The sequence below is a fragment of the Streptomyces sp. NPDC001292 genome, assembly GCF_042896465.1.
In the GTDB taxonomy this organism is placed as follows: Bacteria; Actinomycetota; Actinomycetes; order Streptomycetales; family Streptomycetaceae; genus Streptomyces.
Window position 1 is genome coordinate 596,392 of sequence record NZ_JBIAXG010000001.1, and the last position, 23,365, is coordinate 619,756.

The following is a 23,365-nucleotide window of genomic DNA, read 5'->3' on the forward strand; positions in this document are numbered from 1 at the left end:
GCGATTCCCTGCCTATCCTTAAGGGACCCCCCGAGTCGCCCCGGCGACTGCACGATGAGGAGGACTCCGTGCCGCTCTCGGAGCACGAGCAGCGCATGCTCGAGCAGATGGAGCGAGCGCTGTACGCCGAAGATCCCAAGTTCGCGTCGGCGCTCGAGGGAAGCGGGCTGCGTACGTACACCCGGCGGCGGGTCTACCAGGCGGTCGTGGGCTTCCTCGTAGGTATCGCGCTCCTCATGGCAGGAATGGTCGTCCAGAAGCTCATCTGGGTCAGTGTGGTGGGCTTCCTGGTCATGCTGGGCTGCGCCGTACTGGTCGTGACCGGCTGGCGCAAGGCTCCCAAGCCGGGCGAGCAGGCCGCCGGTGGCCCGCAGGCCCGCCGTCAGGCCCGTACGAAGCGTTCCATGATGGACCGCATCGAGGAGCGCTGGCAGCGCCGCCGCGACGAGCAGGGCGGCCACTGACAAGCCGCGCACCCACAGTCCTGCGTGAGGGGGTGGCCACCGATGGTGGCCACCCCCTCACGCATGTCCGGGACCGGGACGGGCACCAGGCCCTCAGCCGGAGGAAGCCTCGGCCCGGTCCCCCGAGCCCTGCTGCCCGGACGGCCCGCGCAGCGCCGTCCGGGCGGCGACGACGCGGGCGCCGGCACGGGACCGGAGCGCGTTCCACCGGGCCGACGCCGCCCAGACCACGCGCACGGTCGAGCGCGGGGCCAGCGCGGCCCGCAGCCTGGTGCGACGGGACGCCGTGCCCCGCAGGCCGCCAGCGACCCGCCGGACGTCCTCGGCGAGCCCCGCCACCGGACGCGGGCGCGGCGCGTACAGGACCTGCTCCACGGCGCCCGCCAGCCGGTGCGCCGAGGCGGCGGCCACCTCGTCGAGACGCCCGAGGCGGATGATCCGGGCGGCCGCCTTGCGCGGAGTCTGCGACTCGTCCGGCAGGATCCCGAAGTCCCAAGCGGTGTCGCCCAGTTCCTGCCAGACCCCCAGGATGTGCGGACCCGCGTCCGCCTCGCCGCGCCCGTGCGCGCCCAGCCGCACGGAGCGCATCCGCCGACGCCACAGCAGCGGCGACAGCGGCAGGGTGACGACCAGCAGGCCACCCAGCGTCCACCCCAGGACGGCGTACCACCTCGGGCCGCCGCCCTTGGCCGGCACGGCCTGTGCGGACGGGCCACCGCACTCCTGGAGCCGCCGCAGCTCCGGCGGGCAGCTCTGGTTCGCCGACGGCGCGGCGGAGGGCGCCGTGCTCGCATCCTGGGAGGGCGCCGTCGGCTCCGGCGGGCTGGTACCCGGTGTGTCCGGCTGGGTGTACGACGGCACCGTGCCGCGCGTCGGGGTCGGCTCGAAGCGGGTCCAGCCGACGCCCTCGAAGTACAGCTCGGGCCAGGCGTGCGCGTCCTTCAGACCCACCGCCACGGTGCCGTCGCCCTGCGCGGTGCCGGGCGCGAAGCCCACCGCGACCCGGGCCGGTATGCCCAGCGTGCGGGCCATGGCGGCCATCGCGAAGGAGAAGTGCACGCAGAAGCCGCGCTTGTCCTTCAGGAACCGCGAGATGGCCTGCGGTCCGCTGCCCGCCTCGACCTGCGTGTCGTACTGGAAGCCGCCCCCGAGGGCGAACCAGTCCTGGAGCTCGACCGCCTGCTCGTAGGGGTTCGCCGCGCCCTCGGTGACCCGGCGGGCGGTGCTCGCGACGACCGCCGGCAGCGACTTGGGCACCTTGGTGTACTCACGCCGCAGCGCCGCCGACGGCTCCGGCGCCGTGGCGAGCTGCTCGGCGGTCGGCCGTACCTGAAGGCTCTTTACCTCGTAGGTCAGCCCGCGCGTGTTCTGCCCGTGGTCGCCGACGAGGGTCATGCCCACTGGCTCGTAGCGCCAACTGCCCTTGATCCGCACGGCGCTCGGCGGGTACGGCATCGGCAGCCAGTCCTGGGCGTACCAGTCCGCCGCCGAGATCGTCGTGGTGATCTCCGTGCGCTTGACGCCGCCGTCCAGGCCCAGGGGGGCGGGCAGCGGGTCGGGCACGGCCACGATGTGCCGCTGGGACGGCTTCCAGGTGGTGCCGTCGAAGTCGTCCAGGGATACGATCCGCAGGTACAGGTCCGAGGTGTCGGAGGTGTCCGTGCGCAGGGTGATGACCGTGCGGTCCTCGTCGACGTTCAGGCTGTCGCGCAGCGACACCAGCGGGTTCACCGCGGAGATCGTGCCGCCGTTGCCGCTGCCCGAGCCGACTCCGGTTCCGTCGGCGCCGAGCAGCCCGCCCTGCATCGCCGGCAGGGCGAGTGGCACCACCAGGGCGATGCCGAGGGCGAGGGCGCCGATCCGGCGCCCCGTGCGCACCGGCGCGGTCGCGCCGCCCGGCTCGACGCCCCCTGTGCGCGGTGCCCCGGCGAACACCCGCCCCCACTGCGAGAGCCGGTCCCGGCCCTCGGCCAGCAGCAGCATCAGGTAGCCGGCGGCCGCTACCAGGAACCACCACCAGCCGGTGCCGCCGTCGGACAGACCCGCGGCCACGGAGTACATGGCGAGCAGCGGCAGGCCCGCGGGGGCCGCGCTGCGGAAGGTCACCGCGAGCATGTCCACGATCAGCCCGATCACCAGGACACCGCCGACGAGCATCAGACGGATACCGTCGGTCTGCGGCGCCGGGATGGCGTACCGCCCGACGTCGTCCGCGCCCTGCCGCAGCAGTTCGGCCATGTGCCGGAAGGCCTCCGGGCCGGGGAGCAGCCCGGCGAAGGCCTGCGCCCGGGCGAAGACCAGGGTGAGCAGCACCAGCGTGGCCAGGGCCTGCGCCGCCACGGTCAGCGGCCGCGCCAGAGGCACCCGCCGGGCCACCGCGCCGACCCCCGACTGAACCGCCAGCATCAGGACGACCTGAAGGATCCAGGTGGCGGGGGAGACCAGCGGCAGCAGCGCGCACGACGCCATCAACGTCGCCGCCGCCGCACACAGCGCCAACCGCGTCCGCCCGCTCATACCCACCCCTCCCCGGCGACCGTGCCGCCCACGGGCCCGTCACGCCGGTCCTGGCGCCGGTCCGGGACCGCCCGGCCCGTCACACCGGTCATGACCATCCCCCGCCCAGGCCCGTCCCACTGGCCGCGCCCGCGCTGATGCGCTCCTGGTCCGCCAGGCGCCACAGGCCGTCCAGGCCGGCGCCCCGGGGTACGGGCACGGCCGTCCAGCCCGCGTCGCGCAGCAACCGGAGGCGATCGTCGGCCTCCGACACGGGCCCCGGTACGTCGCCCGGTTCCCGGACCCAGGACTCGCTGTCCAGGACGAAGGCGACCGCGCCGCCGCTGCGCTGCCGCATCCTGGCCGCGACCGCGGCCTGCGCCTCGTCGAGGTCGCCGAGGAAGGCCACCAGCAGTCCCTCGTTGCCGCCGCGCAGCACGTCGTAGGCGCGGGACAGGCCCGCCCCGTCGGAGTGGTCGATCACGGCGAGGGTGTCCATCATCAGCCCGGCCGCGTCCGCCGACTCCTGGCTGGCGCCCGCGAACCCGTCGCTGCCCTCGCCGGGCACGGAGTTGCCGGTGTCGGTCAGCAGCCGTACCGAGAAGCCCCGCTCCAGCATGTGCACCAGGACCGACGCGGCACCGGACACGGCCCACTCGAAGGCCGAGTCGGGCCCCGCGCCCCGGTAGGCGAGCGCCCGGGTGTCGAGGAGCACCGTGCAGCGCGAGCGCTGTGGCTGCTCCTCGCGGCGCACCATCAGCTCGCCGTAGCGCGCGGTGGACCGCCAGTGCACGCGGCGCAGATCGTCGCCGTAGCGGTACCCGCGCGGGATGACGTCGTCCTCGCCGGCCAGTGCCAGCGAGCGCTGCCGCCCGTCGCCGTAGCCCTTGGCCTCGCCGCTCAGGCGCACCGGCGACAGCGGCTCCACCCGCGGGATCACGGTCAGCGTGTCGTGGGCCGAGAAGGAGCGGGTCAGTTCGCACATCCCGAAGGGGTCGGTCAGCCGCAGTTGCAGCGGGCCCAGCGGATACCGTCCGCGCAGGTCGGAGCGGACCCGGTAGGACACCTCACGGCGACCGCCCGGTTCGACCCGGTCGAGTACGAACCGGGGCCGCGGTCCGAGCACGTACGGCACCCGGTCCTGGAGCATCAGCAGGCCGGTGGGCAGCCGCGAGACGTTGTCCATCCGCAGGTGCACCCGGGCCTCGCTGCCCGCGGGCACGCGCGCGGGGGAGAGCCGGCGGCTGCCGGCGACCCGGTAGCGCGTGCGGAAGAGCACCGTGGCGCACACCAGCGGCAGCGCCGCCAGCAGCAGCCCGACCCGCAGCAGGTCGCTCTGGCCGAGGACGTAGGCGCAGACGGCGGCGGCGATCCCGGCGGCCAGGAAGGAGCGCCCGCGGGTGGTCAGACCGGCCAGCGCGGTGCGGACGCCGCCCCGCTCCCTGCGGTCGTCCTCCGCGTGCGCCGTCCCCGCGTCGGCCATCACAGGCTCCGCGGCGGCTGCTGGTCGTACACCGGAGCGCCGCGGCCCAGGCCGAAGCCGCCGGACTGCTGGGGCGCCGCCGGTACCGGGGTGCGCTGGAGGATCTCCTGGACGACCTGCTCGGCGGTGCGGCGGTTGAGCTGGGCCTGGGCGGTGGGCAGCAGCCGGTGGGCCAGGACGGCCACGGCCAGCGCCTGCACGTCGTCGGGCAGCGCGTACTCCCGGCCGCTCAGCGCGGCGGACGCCTTCGCCGCGCGCAGCAGGTGCAGCGTCGCGCGCGGCGAGGCGCCGAGTCTGAGGTCGGGGTGGGTGCGGGTGGCGGAGACCAGGTCCACCGCGTACCGCCGCACCGTCTCGGCGACGTGCACCCCTCGCACGGCCTCGATCAGCTTCATGATCTCGTGTGCGTGCGCCACCGGCTGGAGGTCGTCCAGCGGGCTCACCCCGCCGTGCACGTCCAGCATCTGCAACTCGGCGTCCGGGCTCGGGTAGCCGATGGACACCCGGGCCATGAAGCGGTCGCGCTGGGCCTCGGGCAGCGGATAGGTGCCCTCCATCTCGACCGGGTTCTGGGTGGCCACCACCATGAACGGCGAGGGCAGTTCGTAGGTCTGCCCGTCGATGGTGACCTGCCGCTCCTCCAGGGACTCCAGCAGCGCCGACTGGGTCTTGGGCGAGGCCCGGTTGATCTCGTCGCCGATCACGATCTGCGCGAAGATCGCGCCGGGCTTGAACTCGAAGTCCCGGCGCTGCTGGTCCCAGATGGACACGCCGGTGATGTCCGACGGCAGCAGGTCGGGCGTGAACTGGATGCGCCGCACCGAACAGTCGATGGACCGTGCCAGCGCCTTGGCGAGCATCGTCTTGCCCACCCCGGGAACGTCCTCGATCAGAAGATGCCCCTCGGCGAGCAGCACGGTCAGCGAAAGCCGTACGACCTCGGGCTTGCCCTCGATCACTTCCTCCACCGAACGGCGGACCCGCTCCACGGTGGCGGCGAGATCACCCCCCAGTCTCGGCTCCGCTCGAGCGGGGGCTCCCCCATGGCTCGCTCGATCGTCATAGGTCGTCACCCGGCGGCCCTCCTCGGCCCTTCCCCACGCTCGACGGCGAGCGGGGGATACCCCAACTTTCCGGGCCGACGCTCTGCTGTGCGGACCGGCCCACCCCGAATCAGGCACCACGCGTGAAACGTTCCGCGTGAGGCCACCCCCGCATTCTTGCCGCCGTTACCGATTCGTGTCACTCGCCTGTGGACAACTGGCCGCGATATGTCGGGTCTTGCGGCTTTCGCTGGTGACAGCGGCATGCCACGCACTGGACTTCGGCGCGCGTGCGGCGGTCAGGCGGGGTCGATCTCGCGCAGCAGGCCCGTCCTGACGTCGAAGACGAAACCGCGCACGTCGTCGGTGTGCAGCAGGAACGGCGAGGTGCGTACGCGCTGCATCGACTGCCGCACGTCCTGGTCGACGTCCCGGAAGGACTCCACGGCCCAGGCCGGACGCTGTCCGACCTCCATCTCCAGGTCGTGCCGGAATTCCTCGGTGATGGACTCCAGGCCGCAGTTGGTGTGGTGGATGAGTACGACACTGCGGGTGCCGAGGGCACGCTGGCTGATGGTGAGCGAGCGGATGACGTCGTCGGTGACCACGCCGCCCGCGTTGCGGATGGTGTGGCAGTCGCCGAGCTCCAGGCCGAGCGCGGCGTGCAGGTCGAGACGGGCGTCCATGCACGCCACGACCGCGACCTTCAGCACAGGGCGGGCGTCCATCCCCGGATCGGTGAACGCGGCGGCGTAGCGCTGGTTGGCCTCCGTGAGACGGTCGGTGACGGTGCCACTGCGGCTTATGGCGCCCTCGGACCCGGCGGGAACTGATGCGGAAGTCGTCATACTCATGACGTTAGTGGGCGTCCGGGCCAAGGTCCTGTTGTGAGACGGTACAAAGAACCCCGTCATGGCTTGTTGTGAGGGACCCCACACGCAGGGCGAACCCGCACCCGTAGGAGTGAATCTTCGCCTCGCCGTGCCGCCGGTACTCCGTCGGGCGACGCGCAGGCCGGTTGATTGACCGCGGGACGGGGTGCACTAAAGTGACGCGAAGCGGGAGGTGAGACCCTCCCTGCTGGACTGCATTCCCGACAGGCCCCGGTCCACGCGCCGGCGGTCTCCCCACGTGCGCGGCGCGTACGTACGGCTCGGCCTCCTCCCGCTTCCGGTCGGCTGACGCTTCCGGCGCCGGCAGGCCCTTTTCTTTCCTGAGCGGTCGGGGACCCGGCGGTGCGTGCGGGACGCGCCGGACCTGAGAGGGCTCCTTGAGCGACAGCCGACACGTCCCCGTGATGCTCCAGCGGTGCCTGGACCTGCTGGCGCCCGCCCTGGAGCGGCCGGGAGCGGTGGTTGTCGACTGCACCCTCGGCCTCGGCGGACACAGCGAGGCGCTGCTCACCCGCTTCCCCGAGGCGCGGCTGGTGGCCCTCGACCGCGACAAGGAGGCCCTGCGGCTGTCCGGCGAGCGCCTGGCCCCCTTCGGCGAGCGGGCCACCCTGGTGCACGCCGTCTACGACGAGCTGCCCGACGTGCTCGACCGGCTGGGCATTCCGCGCGTGCGGGGCGTCCTGTTCGACCTCGGGGTGTCCTCGATGCAGCTCGACGAGGCCGACCGCGGCTTCGCCTACGCCCAGGACGCCCCCCTGGACATGCGCATGGACCAGAGCACCGGGATCAGCGCGGCCGAGGTCCTCAACACCTACCCGCCCGGCGAGCTGGTCCGCGTCCTGCGCGCGTACGGCGAGGAGAAGCAGGCCAAGCGGATCGTGGCCGCCGTCGTGCGCGAGCGCGAGAAGGAGCCGTTCACCAACAGTGCCCGGCTGGTGGAGCTGATCCGCGACGCGCTGCCGCAGGCCGCCAAGCGCACCGGCGGCAACCCGGCCAAGCGCACCTTCCAGGCGCTGCGCATCGAGGTCAACGGAGAGCTCGCCGTGCTGGAGCGGGCGATCCCGGCCGCGGTGAAGGCGCTGGAGGTCGGCGGGCGGATCGCCGTGCTGTCGTACCACTCCCTCGAGGACCGGCTGGTCAAGCAGGTGTTCGCGGCCGGTGCCGCGTCGAGTGCGCCCCCCGGGCTCCCGGTCGTGCCCGAGCGCTACCAGCCCCGGCTCAAGCTGCTCACCCGTGGTGCCGAACTTCCCACCGAGGATGAGATCGCCGAGAACCGGCGGGCGGCGCCGGCCCGGCTGCGCGGCGCCGAGCGCGTCAGGGAGGACGTCGAGTGAGCCAGGGGGACCAGTGAGCAGGAAACCCGAACTGAGGGGCCGCGCCGCCCGGCTCGCCCGGCTCTTCCCGGCCGGCCGGGGCCAGGTCGGCCGCACCCCCTTCGTCCTCCTCGTCGTGCTCCTGCTCGGCGGCGGCCTCATCGGGCTGCTGATGCTGAACTCCGCCCTCAGCGAAGGCGCGTTCCAGCGGGAGGCGCTCCAGAAGGACGCCAAGAACCTCACCGACGAGGAGCAGGCCCTCCAACGGGACATCGACTCCTACTCCGCCCCGGACGCCCTCCAGCTCCGCGCCCGGCAACTGGGCATGGTGCCCGGCGGCGACCCGGCCTTCCTGGGCGCCGACGGGACCGTCAAGGGCGTCCCCTCGGCCGCCCCCATGCCGCCTCCCGTGGACGAGACGCCGCTGTCGCTCCTGCCGCCCGAGGCGCTCGCCCCCTCGCCGTCCTCCACGGACGGCACCGCCGCGGCAACCGCGGACCTGGCGCCGCCACCCGCCCAGGGCCCCGCCCCGGCCTTGGAGAACACCGCGCCCACCGTTCCGGCCCTCCCGGCCGCACCTCCACCCGCCCCGACCCCGACCCCCGGCAGGTGACGGAAGTGTCCGACAGGGAACCGCCGCGTCGCCGGGTGCCCGGATCCGCCAGGCCGGCCCGGCCGGCCGCCCGGCAGCGCCCCGGCCCCGGTGCCCGGCCGGCCCGCCGCCCGGCCCCGGCCCGTCCCCAGGCCGCGCGCATCCGGCTCGGCAGCCCCCGCCCGCGGTTGCGCCTGGTCTCCCTCGCGCTGACCCTGGTGCTGCTCGTCTTCGCCGTACGGCTGCTGCAGGTGCAGGCCGTCGACGCGAGCGCGTACGCCGCCAAGGCCGAGGAGAACCGGTACGTGGTGCACACCCTGGCCGCCGAGCGGGGCCGCATCACGGACCGCAACGGCGTCGACCTCGCGACCAGCGTGGACGCCGACGACATCACCGCCGACCCCACCATGTTCAGCCGCGACCAGCTGGGCGTCGGCGACGGCCCCGAGCAGGCGGCCGCGCTGCTCGCCCCGATCCTCGGCCAGGACCAGGCGGCCCTCGCCGCGAAGCTCCGCACGCCGAACACCCGCTACGTCCTGCTCGCACGCCGCGAGACCCCGCAGGTCTGGAAGCAGATCAAGGACCTGAAGACGGCCCTGGCGAATAAGGCCCAGAAGGACAAGACCACCGTCAACGTGCTCGCCGGCGTCTTCTCCGACCCCAGCAGCAAGCGGGTCTACCCCAACGGCGACCTCGCCGCCGGGATACTGGGCTGGGTCAACGCCGACGGCAAGGGCGGCGGCGGCGTCGAGCAGCAGCTGAACGAGCAGCTGGCCGGCAAGCCAGGCAAGATCCGGTACGCCCAGTCCGGCGGCCGCGAGGTGCCCACCGCCGGCTCCACCGAGACGCGCGCGGTGCCCGGCTCGGACACCGAGCTGACCCTCGACCGCGACATCCAGTGGGCCGCCCAGAACGCCATCACCGAGCAGGTGGCGAAGTCCGGGGCGGACCGCGGCTACGTCATCGTGCAGGACACCCGCACCGGCGAGATCCTCGCCATGGCCAACTCCCCGGGCTTCGACCCGGGCGACCTGTCCCACGCCGACCCGGCCGCGCTGGGCAACGCCGCCGTCCAGGACGCCTACGAGCCCGGCTCCACCGCCAAGGTCATGTCCATGGCCGCCGTACTGGAGGAGAACGCGGCGACGCCGCTCACCCACGTCGTCGTGCCCAACCGGCTGCACCGCGGCGACCGCCTCTTCCAGGACGACGTCGACCACGACACCTGGTACCTCACGCTGAACGGCGTGCTCGCCAAGTCCAGCAACATCGGCACCATCCTGGCCACCGGCCAGCTCGGCAAGACCCAGCCGGAAGCCAACAAGGTCCTCTACTCCTACCTGCGCAAGTTCGGCATCGGCCAGCCGAGCGGACTCGGTTTCCCCGGCGAGACCAGGGGCATCCTCGCCCCGCCCGACAAGTGGTCCACCTCGCAGCAGTACACGATTCCTTTCGGCCAGGGCTTCTCCATCAACGCCGTGCAGGCGGCCTCCGTCTACTCGACGATCGCCAACGGCGGGGTGCGCGTCCAGCCGACGCTGGTGCGCGGGACCAAGGGCGCCGACGGCCGCTTCACACCGGCCGCCAAGCCGGAGAAGACGCGGGTCGTGAGCGCGAAGACGGCGAAGACGCTCGCGCAGATGCTGGAGTCCGTTGTCGACGACGAGCAGGGCACCGGTGTCAAGGCGCGCATCCCCGGCTACCGGGTGGCGGGCAAGACCGGCACGGCCAACCGCGTGGATCCGGCCACCGGCCGATACCGCGGCTACACCTCCTCCTTCGCCGGGTTCGCGCCCGCCGACAACCCCCGCGTCACCGTCTACTGCGCGATCCAGAACGCCACCAAGGGCAGCTACTTCGGCGGCCAGATCTGCGGCCCGATCTACAAGCAGGTCATGGAGTTCGCGCTGAAGACGCTCCAGGTGCCGCCGACCGGTGCGCACGCGGCGCACCTGCCAGTCGACTTCAAGCCGTGACCGGAACAGAACGACCAGGAACCAGTCCGTGACAACGATCACTCCCGGCCCCGGGAACCGCCCGTCGCACCGGCCCCCGTCCGCGCCGGACGGCGCTGCGCGAGGTCCCCTTTTTAGCCCGACAGCGGGTACGCCCGGTACGCTCACCGCCGTGCCACACGCTGATCAGTCCCAAACCACCCAGAAGGGCGCTTCCGTGACGTATCCGGGACCGCCGCGACCGGTTCAGGTCTCCGCCGCACCCCTCGCGGAGCTCGCCGATCAGCTGGGGGTCACCGCTCCGGACGGCGCCGCCGAGGTCACGGGCATCACCCACGACTCGCGCGCCGTGCGCCCCGGCGACCTGTACGCAGCCCTGCCCGGCGCCCGCACGCACGGGGCCGACTTCGTCGCCCAGGCGGCGAGCCTGGGCGCGGTCGCCGTGCTCACCGACCCGGCCGGCGCCGAGCGCGCCGCCGCCACCGGTCTGCCGGTCCTGGCCGTGGAGGACCCGCGCGGGCGGATGGGCGAGCTGGCGGCCACGATCTACGGCCGGCCCGGCCGCGACCTGCTCCAGATCGGCATCACCGGCACCTCCGGCAAGACCACCACCGCCTACCTCGTCGAGGGCGGCCTGAAGGCCGTCAAGTCCACCGGACTGATCGGCACCGTCGAGATGCGCATCGGCGAGGAGCGCATCAAGTCCGAGCGCACCACCCCCGAGGCCACCGACCTCCAGGCCCTGTTCGCGGTCATGCGCGAGCGCGGGGTCGAGGCGGTCGCCATGGAGGTCTCCAGCCACGCCCTCGTGCTCGGCCGCGTCGACGGCTGCGTCTTCGACATCGGTGTCTTCACCAACCTCAGCCCGGAGCACATGGAGTTCCACTCCGGCATGGAGGACTACTTCGAGGCCAAGGCGCAGCTGTTCACGCCGGAGCGCAGCCGGCTCGGCGTGGTCAACTTCGACGACGAGTACGGGCGGCGGCTGATCAGGGAGGCCACGGTCCCGGTCGTCACCTACTCCGCCGAGGGCCACCCCGACGCCGACTGGCGCGCCGAGGACGTCCAGGTCGGCCCGGTCGACTCCACCTTCACCGTGGTCGGCCCCGAGGGCCGGCGGATCGCCGCCAGGTCGCCGCTGCCGGGCCCGTTCAACGTCGCCAACACCCTGGCCGCCGTGGTCGCCCTGGCCGCCGCGGGCCTCGACCCGCAGGCCGCCGCCGACGGCATCGCCGCCGTTCCGGGCGTACCGGGCCGGCTGGAGCGCGTCGACGTCGGCCAGCCGTACCTGGCGGTCGTCGACTACGCGCACAAGACGGACGCCGTCGAGTCGGTCCTCAAGGCGCTGCGCAAGGTCACCAAGGGACGGCTGCACATCGTGCTCGGCTGCGGCGGGGACCGCGACCAGACCAAACGCGCGCCCATGGGCGCCGCCGCGGCCCGGCTCGCCGACATCGCCGTGCTGACCTCGGACAACCCCCGCTCCGAGGATCCCCTGGCGATCCTCGCCACCATGCTCGAGGGCGCGGCCTCGGTGCCCGCGCACGAGCGCGGTGAGGTCCTCCTCTTCGAGGACCGGGCCGCCGCGATCGCCGCCGCCGTCGACCGCGCGCAGCCCGGGGACACCGTACTGGTCGCGGGCAAGGGCCACGAGCAGGGCCAGGACATCGCCGGAGTGGTCCGTCCCTTCGACGACCGCCAGGTGCTTCGCGAAGCTATCCAGAAGACCCAGGGATGAACTTGTGATCGCCCTCTCCCTCGCCGAGATCGCAGCCGTCGTCGGCGGGCAGACGCACGACATACCGGATCCGTCCGTGCAGGTCACCGGGCCCGTGGTCCGGGACTCCCGCGAGGTGGTGCCCGGCAGCCTCTTCGTCGCCTTCGTCGGCGAGCGCGTGGACGGCCACGACTTCGCCGCGGCCGTCGTCGAGGCGGGCGCGGCCGCCGTGCTGGCGTCCCGCCCGGTCGGCGTGCCCGCGATCGTCGTCGAGGACGTGCAGGCCGCCCTCGGCGCCCTCGCCCGCCACGTCGTCGAACGGCTGGGCACGACCCTCGTCGCCCTCACCGGCTCCGCGGGCAAGACCAGCACCAAGGACCTCATCGCCCAGGTGCTGCGGCGCAAGGCGCCGACCGTGTTCACGCCCGGCTCCCTCAACAACGAGATCGGACTGCCGCTGACCGCGCTGAGCGCCACCGAGGAGACGAGGTTCCTCGTACTGGAGATGGGCGCCCGCGGCATCGGCCACATCCGCTACCTGACCGAGCTGACCCCGCCGAAGGTCGGCCTGGTGCTCAACGTCGGCACCGCCCACATCGGCGAGTTCGGCGGCCGCGAGCAGATCGCCCAGGCGAAGGGCGAGTTGGTGGAGAGCCTGCCCGCGGCCGAGGACGGCGGAACCGCGATCCTCAACGCCGACGACCCGTTGGTACGGGCCATGGCCTCCCGTACGAAGGCGAAGGTGATCTTTTTCGGAGAGTCCGGCGAAGCGGACGTACGCGCCGAGAACGTGAGACTCACGGACAGCGGGCAGCCGGCCTTCAGGCTTCACACACCCTCCGGTGCAAGCGATGTGACGATGCGCCTGTACGGTGAGCATCACGTGTCGAACGCGCTCGCCGCGGCCGCCGTCGCCCATGAGCTGGGCATGTCCGCAACTGAGATCGCGACCGCGCTCTCCGAGGCGGGCTCCCTCTCCCGCTGGCGGATGGAGGTCACCGAGCGCCCGGACGGCGTGACGGTCGTCAACGACGCCTACAACGCCAACCCCGAGTCCATGCGGGCCGCTCTGCGCGCGCTCGTGGCCATGGGCGGGGGACGGCGGACCTGGGCGGTGCTCGGCAAGATGGCCGAGCTCGGGGACGAGGCGCTCGCCGAGCACGACGCGGTCGGACGGCTCGCCGTCCGGCTCAACGTCAGCAAGCTCGTCGCGGTCGGGCGCAGGGAAGCGTCCTGGCTGCAACTGGGCGCATATAACGAGGGTTCGTGGGGTGAGGAGTCGGTGCACGTGTCCGACGCACAGGCGGCGATCGACCTGTTGCGCAGCGAGTTGCGCCCGGGGGACGTCGTCCTCGTGAAGGCGTCCCGTTCGGTCGGCCTCGAGAGCGTCGCCCAGGCGTTGCTCGAGACCGGTGCCGAGGGTGAGGTCGCCGCCCGATGATGAAGCAGATCCTGTTCGCGGGAGTCATTGGCCTCTTCCTGACGCTGGTCGGCACCCCGTTGCTGATCAAGCTCCTCGCCCGCAAGGGCTACGGCCAGTACATCCGCGACGACGGCCCGCGCGAGCACGCCAGCAAGCGCGGTACGCCGACCATGGGTGGCATCGCCTTCATCCTGGCCACGGTCGCCGCCTACTTCCTGTCCAAGGTGATCACCGGTTACACCCCGACGTACTCGGGTCTGCTGGTGCTCGGCCTGATGGTCGGCATGGGCCTGGTCGGCTTCCTCGACGACTACATCAAGATCGTCAAGCGCCGTTCGCTGGGTCTGCGCGCCAAGGCGAAGATGGCCGGCCAGCTGATCGTCGGCATCGCCTTCGCGGTGCTCGCGCTGCAGTTCTCCGACAACCGCGGCAACACCCCCGCCTCCACGAAGCTGTCGTTCATCACCGACTTCGGCTGGACGATCGGCCCGGTGCTGTTCGTGATCTGGGCGCTGTTCATGATCCTCGCGATGTCGAACGGCGTGAACCTCACCGACGGTCTGGACGGTCTGGCCACCGGCGCCTCCGTGCTCGTCTTCGGCGCCTACACCTTCATCGGCGTATGGCAGTTCCAGGAGTCCTGCGCCAACGCGATGACCCTGACCAACCCCAACGCCTGCTACGAGGTGCGCGACCCGCTCGACCTCGCGGTCGTGGCCTCCGCGCTGATGGGCGCCTGCCTCGGCTTCCTGTGGTGGAACACCTCGCCGGCCAAGATCTTCATGGGCGACACCGGTTCGCTCGCGCTCGGCGGTGTGCTCGCGGGCCTGGCGATCTGCTCCCGCACCGAGCTGCTGCTCGCGCTGCTGGGCGGCCTGTTCGTGCTCATCACCATGTCGGTGGTCATCCAGGTCGGCTCCTTCCGGCTCACCGGGAAGCGGGTCTTCCGTATGGCGCCGCTCCAGCACCACTTCGAACTCAAAGGCTGGTCCGAAGTGCTCGTCGTGGTCCGTTTCTGGATCATTCAGGGTATCTGTGTGATTGTCGGACTGGGCCTCTTCTATGCGGGATGGGCAGCGGACAAGTGACCGACTGGCAGGGTAAGAACGTCACCGTCGCGGGACTCGGCGTCTCCGGTGTCCCGGCGGCCAAGGTCCTGCACGGTCTCGGCGCGCACGTCACCGTCGTCAACGACGGCGACGACGAGCGCGCCCGGACCCAGGCGGCCGAGCTGGAGGCGCTCGGTGTCACCGTGCGCCTCGGTGACGGGGACACCCTGCCGGAGGGCACCGAGCTGATCGTCACCGCGCCCGGCTGGCGGCCGGACAAGCCGCTCTTCCGCGCCGCCGGGCAGGCCGGCGTACCCGTCTGGGGGGACGTCGAACTCGCCTGGCGGCTGCGCGGCCCCGACGCCGCCCCGTGGCTCGCCGTGACCGGCACCAACGGCAAGACCACCACCGTGCAGATGCTCGCCTCCATCCTCGAGGCGGCGGGCCTGCGCACGGCGGCCGTCGGCAACATCGGCGTCTCCCTGCTGGACGCCGTCCTCGGCGAGGAGCCGTACGACGTCCTGGCGGTGGAGCTGTCGAGCTACCAGCTGCACTGGGCGCCCTCGCTGCGCGCCCACTCCGCCGCCGTCCTCAACCTCGCCCCCGACCACCTCGACTGGCACGGCTCCATGGAGGCCTACGCCGCCGACAAGGGCCGTATCTACGAGGGCAATCGCGTCGCCTGCGTCTACAACGCCGCCGACAAGGCCACCGAGGACCTGGTGCGCGAGGCGGACGTCGAGGAGGGCTGCCGTGCCGTCGGGTTCACGCTCGGCACGCCCGGCCCCTCCCAACTCGGCGTCGTCGACGGCATCCTCGTCGACCGCGCTTTCGTCGAGAACCGGCACGGGAACGCCCAGGAGCTGGCCGAGGTCTCCGACATCCACCCGCCGGCCCCGCACAACATCGCCAACGCCCTTGCCGCGGCGGCCCTGGCGCGTGCCTTCGGGGTTCCGGCGCAGGCCGTCCGGGACGGCCTGCGGGCCTTCACCCCGGACGCCCACCGCATCGCGCACGTGGCCGACGTGGACGGCGTGGCTTATGTCGACGACTCCAAGGCCACCAACACCCACGCGGCTCAGGCCTCGTTGGCGGCGTACGAGTCGATCGTGTGGATCGCGGGCGGTCTGGCGAAGGGCGCGACCTTCGACGAGCTCGTCGCGAGCTCGGCGAAGCGGCTCCGCGGCGCCGTCCTCATCGGAGCCGATCGCGCGCGCATCCGTGACGCCCTCGCGCGACACGCCCCGGAAGTACCCGTCGTCGACCTCGACCGGACCGACACTGGGGCGATGCTCCAGGCCGTCCAGGAGGCGCGGCGGCTCGCACGGCCCGGCGACACGGTGCTGCTGGCCCCGGCCTGCGCCTCCATGGACATGTTCGCCAACTACAACAGGCGCGGCGAGGCGTTCGCGGAGGCCGTATCCGGACTCGGCGCCTGATCCCGGCCGCCCCTGCTGCCGGGCGACCTCGGGAGGGAGGCGTGGGACCCGTGAGCCGAGCCGGACTTGCGCGGCCGACGTACGGCGGAGGACCCGATGCCCGGTAGCCCCGGCAGCAGCCGTACCGGCAGGCCGCCCGTGCAGCGGACCGTCAAGCGCCCGGCGGCCGTCCGGACCCCCGGCCGGGGCACAGTGGCGAGCCTGATCGTCCGGGCGCGACGGGCCTGGGACCGGCCGCTGACGGCCTACTACCTGATCCTCGGCGGCAGTCTGCTGCTCACCGTGCTGGGTCTGGTGATGGTCTACTCGGCCTCCCAGATCACCGCGCTGCAGAAGGCACTGCCGGGCTCGTACTTCTTCCGCAAACAGCTGCTCGCGGCCGTGATCGGCACCGGACTGCTGCTGCTCGCCGCCCGGATGCCGGTCAGGCTGCACCGGGCGCTCGCCTACCCGATCCTGGCGGGCGCGGTGGCCCTGATGGCGCTGGTGCAGGTACCGGGGATAGGGATTGCGGTCAACGGCAACCAGAACTGGATCGCGCTGGGCGGCTCCTTCCAGATCCAGCCCAGCGAGATCGGCAAGCTGGCGCTGGTGCTGTGGGGCGCCGACCTGATCGCGCGCAAGCAGGACAAGCGGCTGCTGACCCAGTGGAAGCACATGCTGGTGCCGCTCGTCCCGGTCGCCTTCATGCTGCTCGGGCTGATCATGGTCGGCGGCGACATGGGCACCGCGATCATCCTCACCGCCATCCTGTTCGGCCTGCTGTGGCTGGCGGGCGCACCCACCCGGCTCTTCGTGGCAGTGCTCTCGTTCGCCTGTGTGATCGGCTTCCTGCTGATCCAGATGAGCCCCAACCGCCTCGGCCGGTTCGCCTGCATCGGCTCCAGCGACGCGACCAAGTGCTGGCAGGCGGTGCACGGCATCTACGCCCTGGCCTCCGGCGGACTGTTCGGTTCCGGACTGGGTGCCAGCGTGGAGAAATGGGGCCAACTCCCCGAAGCCCACACCGACTTCATCTTCGCCGTCACCGGCGAGGAACTGGGCCTCGGGGGGACGCTGTCGGTACTCGCCCTGTTCGCCGCTCTAGGCTATGCGGGCATCCGCGTGGCCGGACGCACGGAGGACCCCTTCGTGAGGTACGCCGCGGGAGGCGTGACCACCTGGATCACCGTGCAGGCGGTGATCAACATCGGTGCGGTGCTCGGTCTGCTGCCGATCGCCGGCGTCCCGCTCCCGCTGTTCTCCTACGGAGGATCCGCCCTGCTGCCGACCATGTTCGCCATCGGGCTGCTGATCGCCTTCGCGCGCGACGAGCCCGCTGCGCGGGCTGCGCTTGCCATGCGGCAACCTCGCTTTGGTAGAAAGCGGGCAGGAGGCTCCGCGCCCGGCCGGAGATCCGACCGCGGATCCGGTCGCGAGCCTCGGAGATGGAACACGATGCGACGGCGTGCCTCGGCGGCGCGTCCGTCCGGAGAGCGGTGAATTTCGGTGCATGTCGTACTCGCCGGCGGAGGTACCGCGGGCCACATCGAGCCCGCGCTCGCCCTCGCGGACGCCCTGCGCAGGCAGGACCCGACCGTGGGGATCACGGCCCTGGGCACGGAGCGCGGCCTGGAGACCCGGCTCGTCCCCGAGCGGGGCTACGAGCTCGCGCTCATCCCGGCAGTGCCGCTGCCGCGCAAGCCCACCCCCGAGCTGATCACCGTCCCGGGCCGGCTGCGCGGCACGATCAAGGCGGCCGAGCAGGTTCTGGAACGCACCAAGGCGGACGCCGTGGTCGGTTTCGGCGGCTACGTCGCCCTGCCCGGCTACCTGGCCGCCAAGCGGCTCGGTGTGCCCATCGTCATCCACGAGGCCAACGCCCGCCCGGGCCTGGCCAACAAGATCGGTTCGCGGTACGCCGCACAGGTCGCCGTCTCCACGCCCGACAGCAAGCTGCGCGGTGCCCGTTACATCGGCATCCCGCTGCGCCGCGCCATCGCCACCCTGGACCGGGCGGCCGTGCGCCCCGAGGCCCGTGCGGCGTTCGGGCTCGACCCGAACCTGCCCACGCTGCTGGTCTCCGGCGGCTCCCAGGGCGCCCGCCGGCTCAACGAGGTGGTCCAGCAGGTCGCGCCCTGGCTCCAGCAGGCCGGCATCCAGATCCTGCACGCGGTCGGCCCGAAGAACGAACTGCCCCAGGTGCAGCAGATGCCGGGAATGCCGCCCTACATCCCGGTAAGTTACCTTGATCGGATGGACCTCGCGTACGCCGCGGCCGACATGATGCTCTGCCGCGCCGGCGCGATGACCGTCGCCGAACTCTCCGCCGTCGGGCTCCCCGCCGCCTACGTCCCGCTGCCCATCGGCAACGGCGAACAGCGGCTGAACGCCCAGCCGGTGGTCAAGGCCGGCGGCGGACTGCTGGTCGACGACGCGGAACTCACCCCCGAGTGGGTGCAGCAGAACGTCCTGCCCGTGCTCGCCGATCCGCACCGGCTGTACCAGATGTCCCGCGCCGCCGGGGAGTTCGGCCGCCGGGACGCCGACGAGCTGCTCGTCGGCATGGTGTACGAGGCCATCGCCTCGCACCGTTAGGACCGTATGCACGAAAGGGCTTGAGAGCGTGGCCGGACCGACGACCGCGGAGCGCGGTGAACGCCAGCAGGAGTCGTCGTCCGGCCCGCCTCTGGTCCACCGGCTGAGACGGCTGCGCCCTCGTACGATCATCATTCTTTCGCTGGCCCTGCTGTGCCTCGGCGCCGGCTCCCTGTGGGTGCTGTACGGCTCGCAGTGGACGCGCGTGGAGCGCGTATCCGCCTCCGGCACGACCGTCCTGACGTCCAGTCAGGTGCGCGCGGCCGCCGGAGTGCGGCTCGGAACGCAGCTGATTTCCGTCGACACCGATGCGGTCGAGGCCCGGCTACGTCATGAATTGCCCCGAATTGACTCGGTTGACGTGGTGCGCTCATGGCCGCATGGAATCGTGTTGAAAGTGGTCGAGCGCACTCCGGTCATGGTGGAGGAAAAGGGCGGAAAGTTCGTCGAAGTGGACGCGAAGGGTGTCCGGTTCGCCACGGTTTCCCAGCCGCCGAAAGGCGTGCCTCTGCTGGAATTGTCGCTTTCCCGCTCGAGCACGGCCACCGCGAGCCTGCGGCGCTTCGGTGAGGCCCGGCTGGTGCGTGAGGCGGTCGCGGTCGCGGGGCGGATTCCCGTCGCGGTCGCCCGCGAGACACGGGTGGTCAAGGTCCGTACCTACGACGACATCTCACTGGAGTTGAGCGGGGGCCGGACCGTCGCCTGGGGCAGCAGCGAGAACGGCCGGCTGAAGGCCCGCACCCTGACCGCGCTGATGAAAGCGGCGCCCGGCGCGCGGCACTTCGACGTCAGGGTTCCCACCGCCCCGGCGTCATCGGGGAGTTGACGCACATCAGCGCAGGCCAACACCCTGGTTGAGCGCCGCTATGGCTGATCACATAGGGTGAAAAGAAAAACGGGAGGTTCGGCGTGTTCGTTGAACGGGCGCCACTTGTCGACTTAGTGTCCTGTTCCGAAGACTTCAGGGAACAGACACACTGGTAACCCTAAACTTCAGGGTTAGGGTTCGGGTCGGCGTTCGGACCGTCCCATTCGGCATCAGTCGTCGGATCGCGGCAGGACCGCGAGGCGGCGACACGTAACTCGAGGCGAGAGGCCTTCGACGTGGCAGCACCGCAGAACTACCTCGCAGTCATCAAAGTCATCGGTGTCGGCGGCGGTGGTGTCAATGCCATCAACCGGATGATCGAGGTCGGTCTCAAGGGCGTCGAGTTCATCGCCATCAACACCGACGCGCAGGCGCTGTTGATGAGCGACGCCGACGTCAAGCTCGATGTCGGCCGCGAACTCACGCGCGGACTCGGCGCCGGGGCCAACCCGGCCGTCGGCCGCAAGGCCGCCGAGGACCACCGCGAGGAGATCGAGGAGGTCCTCAAGGGGGCCGACATGGTCTTCGTGACGGCCGGTGAGGGCGGCGGCACCGGTACCGGCGGCGCGCCCGTCGTGGCCAACATCGCACGCTCGCTGGGTGCCCTCACCATCGGCGTGGTCACGCGCCCGTTCACCTTCGAGGGGCGGCGCCGCGCGAACCAGGCCGAGGACGGCATCGCCGAGCTCCGCGAAGAGGTCGACACCCTCATCGTCATCCCCAACGACCGGCTGCTGTCCATCTCGGACCGCCAGGTCAGCGTGCTGGACGCGTTCAAGTCCGCGGACCAGGTGCTGCTGTCCGGTGTGCAGGGCATCACCGACCTGATCACCACCCCCGGCCTGATCAACCTCGACTTCGCCGACGTCAAGTCGGTCATGTCCGAGGCCGGCTCGGCGCTCATGGGCATCGGCTCGGCCCGCGGTGACGACCGCGCGGTGGCCGCGGCCGAGATGGCGATCTCCTCCCCGCTCCTCGAGGCCTCCATCGACGGCGCCCGGGGCGTGCTCCTGTCCATCTCGGGCGGCTCGGACCTCGGTCTGTTCGAGATCAACGAGGCCGCCCAGCTGGTCAGCGAGGCCGCGCACCCCGAGGCCAACATCATCTTCGGCGCGGTCATCGACGACGCCCTCGGCGACGAGGTCCGGGTCACCGTGATCGCGGCCGGCTTCGACGGCGGTCAGCCGCCGGCCCGCCGGGACAACGTCCTCGGCTCGGCCGCCTCCGCGCCTCCGGCCCGCCGCGAGGAGCCGGCCCCGGTGCGGCAGCCCGAGAGCCGCCCGACCTTCGGCTCGCTCGGCAGCGTGATGCCGAAGGAGGAGCCGGAGCCCGTCGCACCCGAGCCGGTGCAGGACCTGCCGCCCATGGCCCCGCCCGTCACCCCGTCGCCGCGCAGCTACTCCGACAGCGCGGCCGAGGAGCTGGACGTCCCGGACTTCCTCAAGTGATAGATCGGCACGACACCGTGAACGGCGCGCACTTCGCCTTCACCGACCGGTGGGGCGGGGTGAGCGCCGTTCCGTTCGAGGAGCTCAATCTCGGCGGCGCGGTCGGCGACGACCCCGGCGCGGTACGCGCCAACCGCCAACTGACCGCCGAATCGCTCGGACTCGATCCGGACCGGGTGGTCTGGATGAATCAGGTGCACGGCAACGACATCGCCGAGGTCGACGGGCCGTGGACCACGCGGCTCACCCCGCCGGTCGACGGCCTGGTGACCGCGGCCCGCGGGCTCGCCCTCGCCGTGCTCACCGCGGACTGCGTTCCGGTGCTGCTGGCCGACCCGGTCGCAGGTGTGGTCGCCGCGGTCCACGCCGGGCGGCCCGGCATGGTCAAGGGGGTCGTCCCGGCCGCGGTCGAAGCGATGGAGTCGCTCGGCGCCCGGCCCGACCGCATCACCACCCGCACCGGGCCCGCCGTGTGCGGCCGGTGTTACGAGGTGCCGGAGGACATGCGCGCCGAGGTGGCCGCGATCGAGCCGGCGGCGCACTCCGAGACGAGTTGGGGCACGCCGGCCGTCGACGTGAGCGCGGGCGTGCACGCGCAGCTCGAGCGCCTCGGGGTGCACGACCGGGAGCAGTCGCCGGTGTGCACGCGGGAGTCGGGCGATCACTTCTCGTACCGCCGCGACCGCACCACGGGTCGACTCGCGGGCTATGTCTGGCTGGACTGATGGGGCATGACGGACCGTAGGAACGAACTCGCCGGAAACCTGGCGAAGGTGGAGCGGCGTATCGCCGCCGCGTGCACGGCCGCGGGCCGGGCGCGGGAGGAGGTGACCCTCATCGTGGTCACCAAGACGTACCCGGCCGCGGATGTGCGGATGCTGTCGGAACTCGGTGTGCGTCACACCGCCGAGAACCGGGACCAGGAGGCGGCGCCCAAGGCCGCCGAGTGTGCTGATTTGCCCCTGACGTGGCATTTTGTTGGTCAACTTCAGACCAATAAAGTGCGATCCGTGGTTGGTTACGCCGATGTCGTACAGTCGGTCGACCGTTCCCGGCTCGTCACCGCGCTCTCCAGGGAGGCCGTGCGGGCGGAGCGTGAGATCGGCTGCCTCATCCAGGTGGCGCTGGACGCGGGGGAGGGTGGGCGCGGTGAGCGGGGAGGCGTGGGGCCCGGCGGAATCGAAGAGTTGGCCGACCTCGTCGCCCGTTCCGAGGGACTGCGGCTCGACGGGCTGATGACCGTCGCCCCGCTGACCGGGGAGTACGCCGGCCGGCAACAGGCCGCGTTCGAGCGCCTCATGGATTTGTCGACCGACCTGCGCGGAGCCCATCCGGCTGCCACCATGGTCTCGGCAGGGATGAGCGGGGACCTCGAACAGGCCGTGGCCGCCGGAGCGACACATGTGCGCGTCGGCAGCGCGGTACTCGGAGTCCGCTCCAGGCTCGGGTAACGTCGCCAAGAAGTCGGACCACAGCAGAAAATATGGTCAATATCGCCCAACGGGGCGCAACGACCACGTGGATCGCGGGCACTTGGCGGTCGTCAGCGGATCCACCACAGAGCGGAGGACTCAGAGCATGGCCGGCGCGATGCGCAAGATGGCGGTCTACCTCGGCCTCGTGGAGGACGATGGGTACGACGGCCGGGGATTCGACCCCGATGACGACTTCGAACCCGAGCTGGACCCGGAACCCGAGCGGGACCGCCGACGGCATGAGCCACCGCACCAGTCGCACGGAACACATCAGCCCCAAAGGGATGAACCGGTGCGAGTGATGCAGCCCCCGGCGCCCCGCGAACCGGTGTCGCATTCCGCTTCGCTCCCGGCGGAATCCGGGCGTCCGGCGCGCATCGCGCCCGTGGCGTCCATCACACAAGACCGCGCAAGCCTGGAGAAGAACGCACCGGTGATCATGCCCAAGGTCGTGTCGGAACGAGAGCCGTACCGGATCACCACACTTCACCCCCGGACCTACAACGAGGCCCGTACCATCGGGGAACACTTCCGTGAGGGCACCCCGGTGATCATGAATCTGACTGAGATGGATGACACAGATGCGAAGCGACTTGTCGACTTTGCCGCCGGTTTGGTGTTTGGTCTTCACGGCAGTATCGAGCGGGTGACGCAGAAGGTGTTCCTGTTGTCGCCTGCTAACGTCGATGTCACGGCGGAGGACAAGGCCCGCATCGCAGAGGGCGGGTTCTTCAACCAGAGCTGAGACGCACCACCGTAGAACTGGCACGTAACAGGGGAGAGGGAAGCACCGATCATGCGTGTGGCCATGGAGGTTCTCTACATCGCGCTGATGGTGTTCCTCATCGTGCTGATCTTCCGGCTGGTCATGGACTATGTGTTCCAGTTCGCCCGCTCGTGGCAACCCGGCAAGGCGATGGTGGTCGTTCTGGAGGCCACCTACACTGTCACCGATCCACCGCTGAAGCTTCTGCGGCGGTTCATCCCGCCGCTGCGTCTCGGGGGCGTGGCGCTCGACCTGTCCTTCTTCGTACTGATGATCATCGTCTACATCCTGATCTCCATCGTGGGGAACTTCGCGAGGTGACTGTGGACGATACGGTCTTGCCGACTGCCGATGACTACGTTGA

20 protein-coding genes are annotated in these 23,365 nt (G+C 71.5%); 16 read left to right on the top strand and 4 right to left on the bottom strand.

What is annotated here, in order from left to right; all coding sequences use genetic code 11:
- Positions 1-68 precede the first annotated feature (68 nt).
- Complete coding sequence (locus tag ACFY4A_RS02600) at positions 69-464, top strand: DUF3040 domain-containing protein (protein ID WP_390827579.1); 396 nt, start codon at positions 69-71, stop codon at positions 462-464.
- Positions 465-557: 93 nt separating this feature from the next.
- Here ACFY4A_RS02600 and ACFY4A_RS02605 read toward each other — a convergent pair whose 3' ends face one another.
- The 4 genes from ACFY4A_RS02605 to ACFY4A_RS02620 all read right to left on the bottom strand — a co-directional run bounded on the left by ACFY4A_RS02605 (position 558) and on the right by ACFY4A_RS02620 (position 6,334).
- Positions 558-2,981, bottom strand: coding sequence for a DUF3488 and DUF4129 domain-containing transglutaminase family protein (locus ACFY4A_RS02605; protein ID WP_390827580.1), 2,424 nt, complete (start codon positions 2,979-2,981; stop codon positions 558-560).
- Between the two features lie 88 nt (positions 2,982-3,069).
- Positions 3,070-4,443, bottom strand: a complete 1,374-nt coding sequence (locus tag ACFY4A_RS02610; RefSeq protein WP_390827581.1) for a DUF58 domain-containing protein — start codon at positions 4,441-4,443, stop codon at positions 3,070-3,072.
- On the bottom strand, positions 4,443-5,516 hold the full coding sequence (locus ACFY4A_RS02615) for an AAA family ATPase (RefSeq protein ID WP_390827582.1): 1,074 nt from the start codon (positions 5,514-5,516) through the stop codon (positions 4,443-4,445). The genes ACFY4A_RS02610 and ACFY4A_RS02615 overlap by 1 nt, the downstream gene beginning before the upstream one ends.
- 269 nt (positions 5,517-5,785) lie before the next feature.
- Entirely contained in the window at positions 5,786-6,334 is a 549-nt protein-coding gene (locus ACFY4A_RS02620; protein ID WP_390827583.1) for a beta-class carbonic anhydrase, read from the bottom strand.
- Positions 6,335-6,756: 422 nt separating this feature from the next.
- On the opposite strand from ACFY4A_RS02620, the gene rsmH reads away from it, so the two are divergent.
- The 15 genes from rsmH (at position 6,757) to ACFY4A_RS02695 (ending at position 23,322) form a co-directional block, all read left to right on the top strand.
- Positions 6,757-7,713, top strand: coding sequence for a 16S rRNA (cytosine(1402)-N(4))-methyltransferase RsmH (gene rsmH / locus ACFY4A_RS02625; protein WP_390827584.1), 957 nt, complete (start codon positions 6,757-6,759; stop codon positions 7,711-7,713).
- Positions 7,714-7,726: 13 nt separating this feature from the next.
- The gene (locus ACFY4A_RS02630) at positions 7,727-8,305 is read left to right on the top strand and encodes a septum formation initiator family protein (protein ID WP_390827585.1); all 579 of its coding nucleotides are present in this window, start codon (positions 7,727-7,729) and stop codon (positions 8,303-8,305) included.
- 5 nt (positions 8,306-8,310) lie between these two features.
- Positions 8,311-10,260 (top strand): peptidoglycan D,D-transpeptidase FtsI family protein, encoded by a 1,950-nt coding sequence (locus ACFY4A_RS02635; protein ID WP_390827586.1) that lies wholly within the window; start codon positions 8,311-8,313, stop codon positions 10,258-10,260.
- A 196-nt stretch (positions 10,261-10,456) separates the two neighbouring features.
- A complete protein-coding gene (locus tag ACFY4A_RS02640) occupies positions 10,457-11,977 on the top strand; it encodes a UDP-N-acetylmuramoyl-L-alanyl-D-glutamate--2,6-diaminopimelate ligase (RefSeq protein ID WP_390827627.1) in 1,521 nt (506 codons plus the stop codon).
- 4 nt (positions 11,978-11,981) lie between these two features.
- The gene (gene murF / locus ACFY4A_RS02645) at positions 11,982-13,397 is read left to right on the top strand and encodes a UDP-N-acetylmuramoyl-tripeptide--D-alanyl-D-alanine ligase (RefSeq protein WP_390827587.1); all 1,416 of its coding nucleotides are present in this window, start codon (positions 11,982-11,984) and stop codon (positions 13,395-13,397) included.
- Positions 13,397-14,467 (top strand): phospho-N-acetylmuramoyl-pentapeptide-transferase, encoded by a 1,071-nt coding sequence (mraY, locus tag ACFY4A_RS02650; protein WP_390827628.1) that lies wholly within the window; start codon positions 13,397-13,399, stop codon positions 14,465-14,467. The genes murF and mraY overlap by 1 nt, the downstream gene beginning before the upstream one ends.
- Positions 14,449-15,867, top strand: a complete 1,419-nt coding sequence (gene murD / locus ACFY4A_RS02655; RefSeq protein ID WP_390827588.1) for a UDP-N-acetylmuramoyl-L-alanine--D-glutamate ligase — start codon at positions 14,449-14,451, stop codon at positions 15,865-15,867. The genes mraY and murD overlap by 19 nt, the downstream gene beginning before the upstream one ends.
- A gap of 96 nt (positions 15,868-15,963) precedes the next feature.
- Positions 15,964-17,349 carry a putative lipid II flippase FtsW gene (ftsW, locus tag ACFY4A_RS02660; protein ID WP_390827589.1) on the top strand — a complete coding sequence of 462 codons (1,386 nt, stop codon included), beginning with the start codon at positions 15,964-15,966 and terminating at the stop codon, positions 17,347-17,349.
- A 6-nt stretch (positions 17,350-17,355) separates the two neighbouring features.
- The gene (gene murG / locus ACFY4A_RS02665; RefSeq protein WP_390827590.1) at positions 17,356-18,444 is read left to right on the top strand and encodes an undecaprenyldiphospho-muramoylpentapeptide beta-N-acetylglucosaminyltransferase; all 1,089 of its coding nucleotides are present in this window, start codon (positions 17,356-17,358) and stop codon (positions 18,442-18,444) included.
- 28 nt (positions 18,445-18,472) lie between these two features.
- On the top strand, positions 18,473-19,270 hold the full coding sequence (locus ACFY4A_RS02670; RefSeq protein ID WP_390827591.1) for a cell division protein FtsQ/DivIB: 798 nt from the start codon (positions 18,473-18,475) through the stop codon (positions 19,268-19,270).
- Between the two features lie 278 nt (positions 19,271-19,548).
- Entirely contained in the window at positions 19,549-20,760 is a 1,212-nt protein-coding gene (gene ftsZ / locus ACFY4A_RS02675) for a cell division protein FtsZ (protein WP_390827592.1), read from the top strand.
- Entirely contained in the window at positions 20,757-21,485 is a 729-nt protein-coding gene (gene pgeF, locus ACFY4A_RS02680) for a peptidoglycan editing factor PgeF (RefSeq protein ID WP_390827593.1), read from the top strand. The genes ftsZ and pgeF overlap by 4 nt, the downstream gene beginning before the upstream one ends.
- Positions 21,486-21,491: 6 nt before the next feature.
- Positions 21,492-22,211 (top strand): YggS family pyridoxal phosphate-dependent enzyme, encoded by a 720-nt coding sequence (locus ACFY4A_RS02685; protein WP_390827594.1) that lies wholly within the window; start codon positions 21,492-21,494, stop codon positions 22,209-22,211.
- Positions 22,212-22,338: 127 nt separating this feature from the next.
- The gene (locus ACFY4A_RS02690) at positions 22,339-22,980 is read left to right on the top strand and encodes a cell division protein SepF (protein WP_390827595.1); all 642 of its coding nucleotides are present in this window, start codon (positions 22,339-22,341) and stop codon (positions 22,978-22,980) included.
- 51 nt (positions 22,981-23,031) lie between these two features.
- The gene (locus ACFY4A_RS02695; RefSeq protein ID WP_365418926.1) at positions 23,032-23,322 is read left to right on the top strand and encodes a YggT family protein; all 291 of its coding nucleotides are present in this window, start codon (positions 23,032-23,034) and stop codon (positions 23,320-23,322) included.
- Positions 23,323-23,365 lie beyond the last annotated feature (43 nt).

What these genes read in the sequence shown, in the direction of transcription:
- ACFY4A_RS02605 (WP_390827580.1), bottom strand. Translation starts at nt 2,981, where the DNA reads ATGAGCGGGCGGACGCGGTTGGCGCTGTGTGCGGCGGCGGCGACGTTG.
- ACFY4A_RS02610 (WP_390827581.1), bottom strand. Translation starts at nt 4,443, where the DNA reads ATGGCCGACGCGGGGACGGCGCACGCGGAGGACGACCGCAGGGAGCGG.
- ACFY4A_RS02620 (WP_390827583.1), bottom strand. Translation starts at nt 6,334, where the DNA reads ATGACGACTTCCGCATCAGTTCCCGCCGGGTCCGAGGGCGCCATAAGC.
- mraY (WP_390827628.1), top strand. Translation starts at nt 13,397, where the DNA reads ATGAAGCAGATCCTGTTCGCGGGAGTCATTGGCCTCTTCCTGACGCTG.
- murD (WP_390827588.1), top strand. Translation starts at nt 14,449, where the DNA reads ATGGGCAGCGGACAAGTGACCGACTGGCAGGGTAAGAACGTCACCGTC.
- ftsW (WP_390827589.1), top strand. Translation starts at nt 15,964, where the DNA reads ATGCCCGGTAGCCCCGGCAGCAGCCGTACCGGCAGGCCGCCCGTGCAG.
- ACFY4A_RS02685 (WP_390827594.1), top strand. Translation starts at nt 21,492, where the DNA reads ATGACGGACCGTAGGAACGAACTCGCCGGAAACCTGGCGAAGGTGGAG.
- ACFY4A_RS02690 (WP_390827595.1), top strand. Translation starts at nt 22,339, where the DNA reads ATGGCCGGCGCGATGCGCAAGATGGCGGTCTACCTCGGCCTCGTGGAG.
- ACFY4A_RS02695 (WP_365418926.1), top strand. Translation starts at nt 23,032, where the DNA reads ATGCGTGTGGCCATGGAGGTTCTCTACATCGCGCTGATGGTGTTCCTC.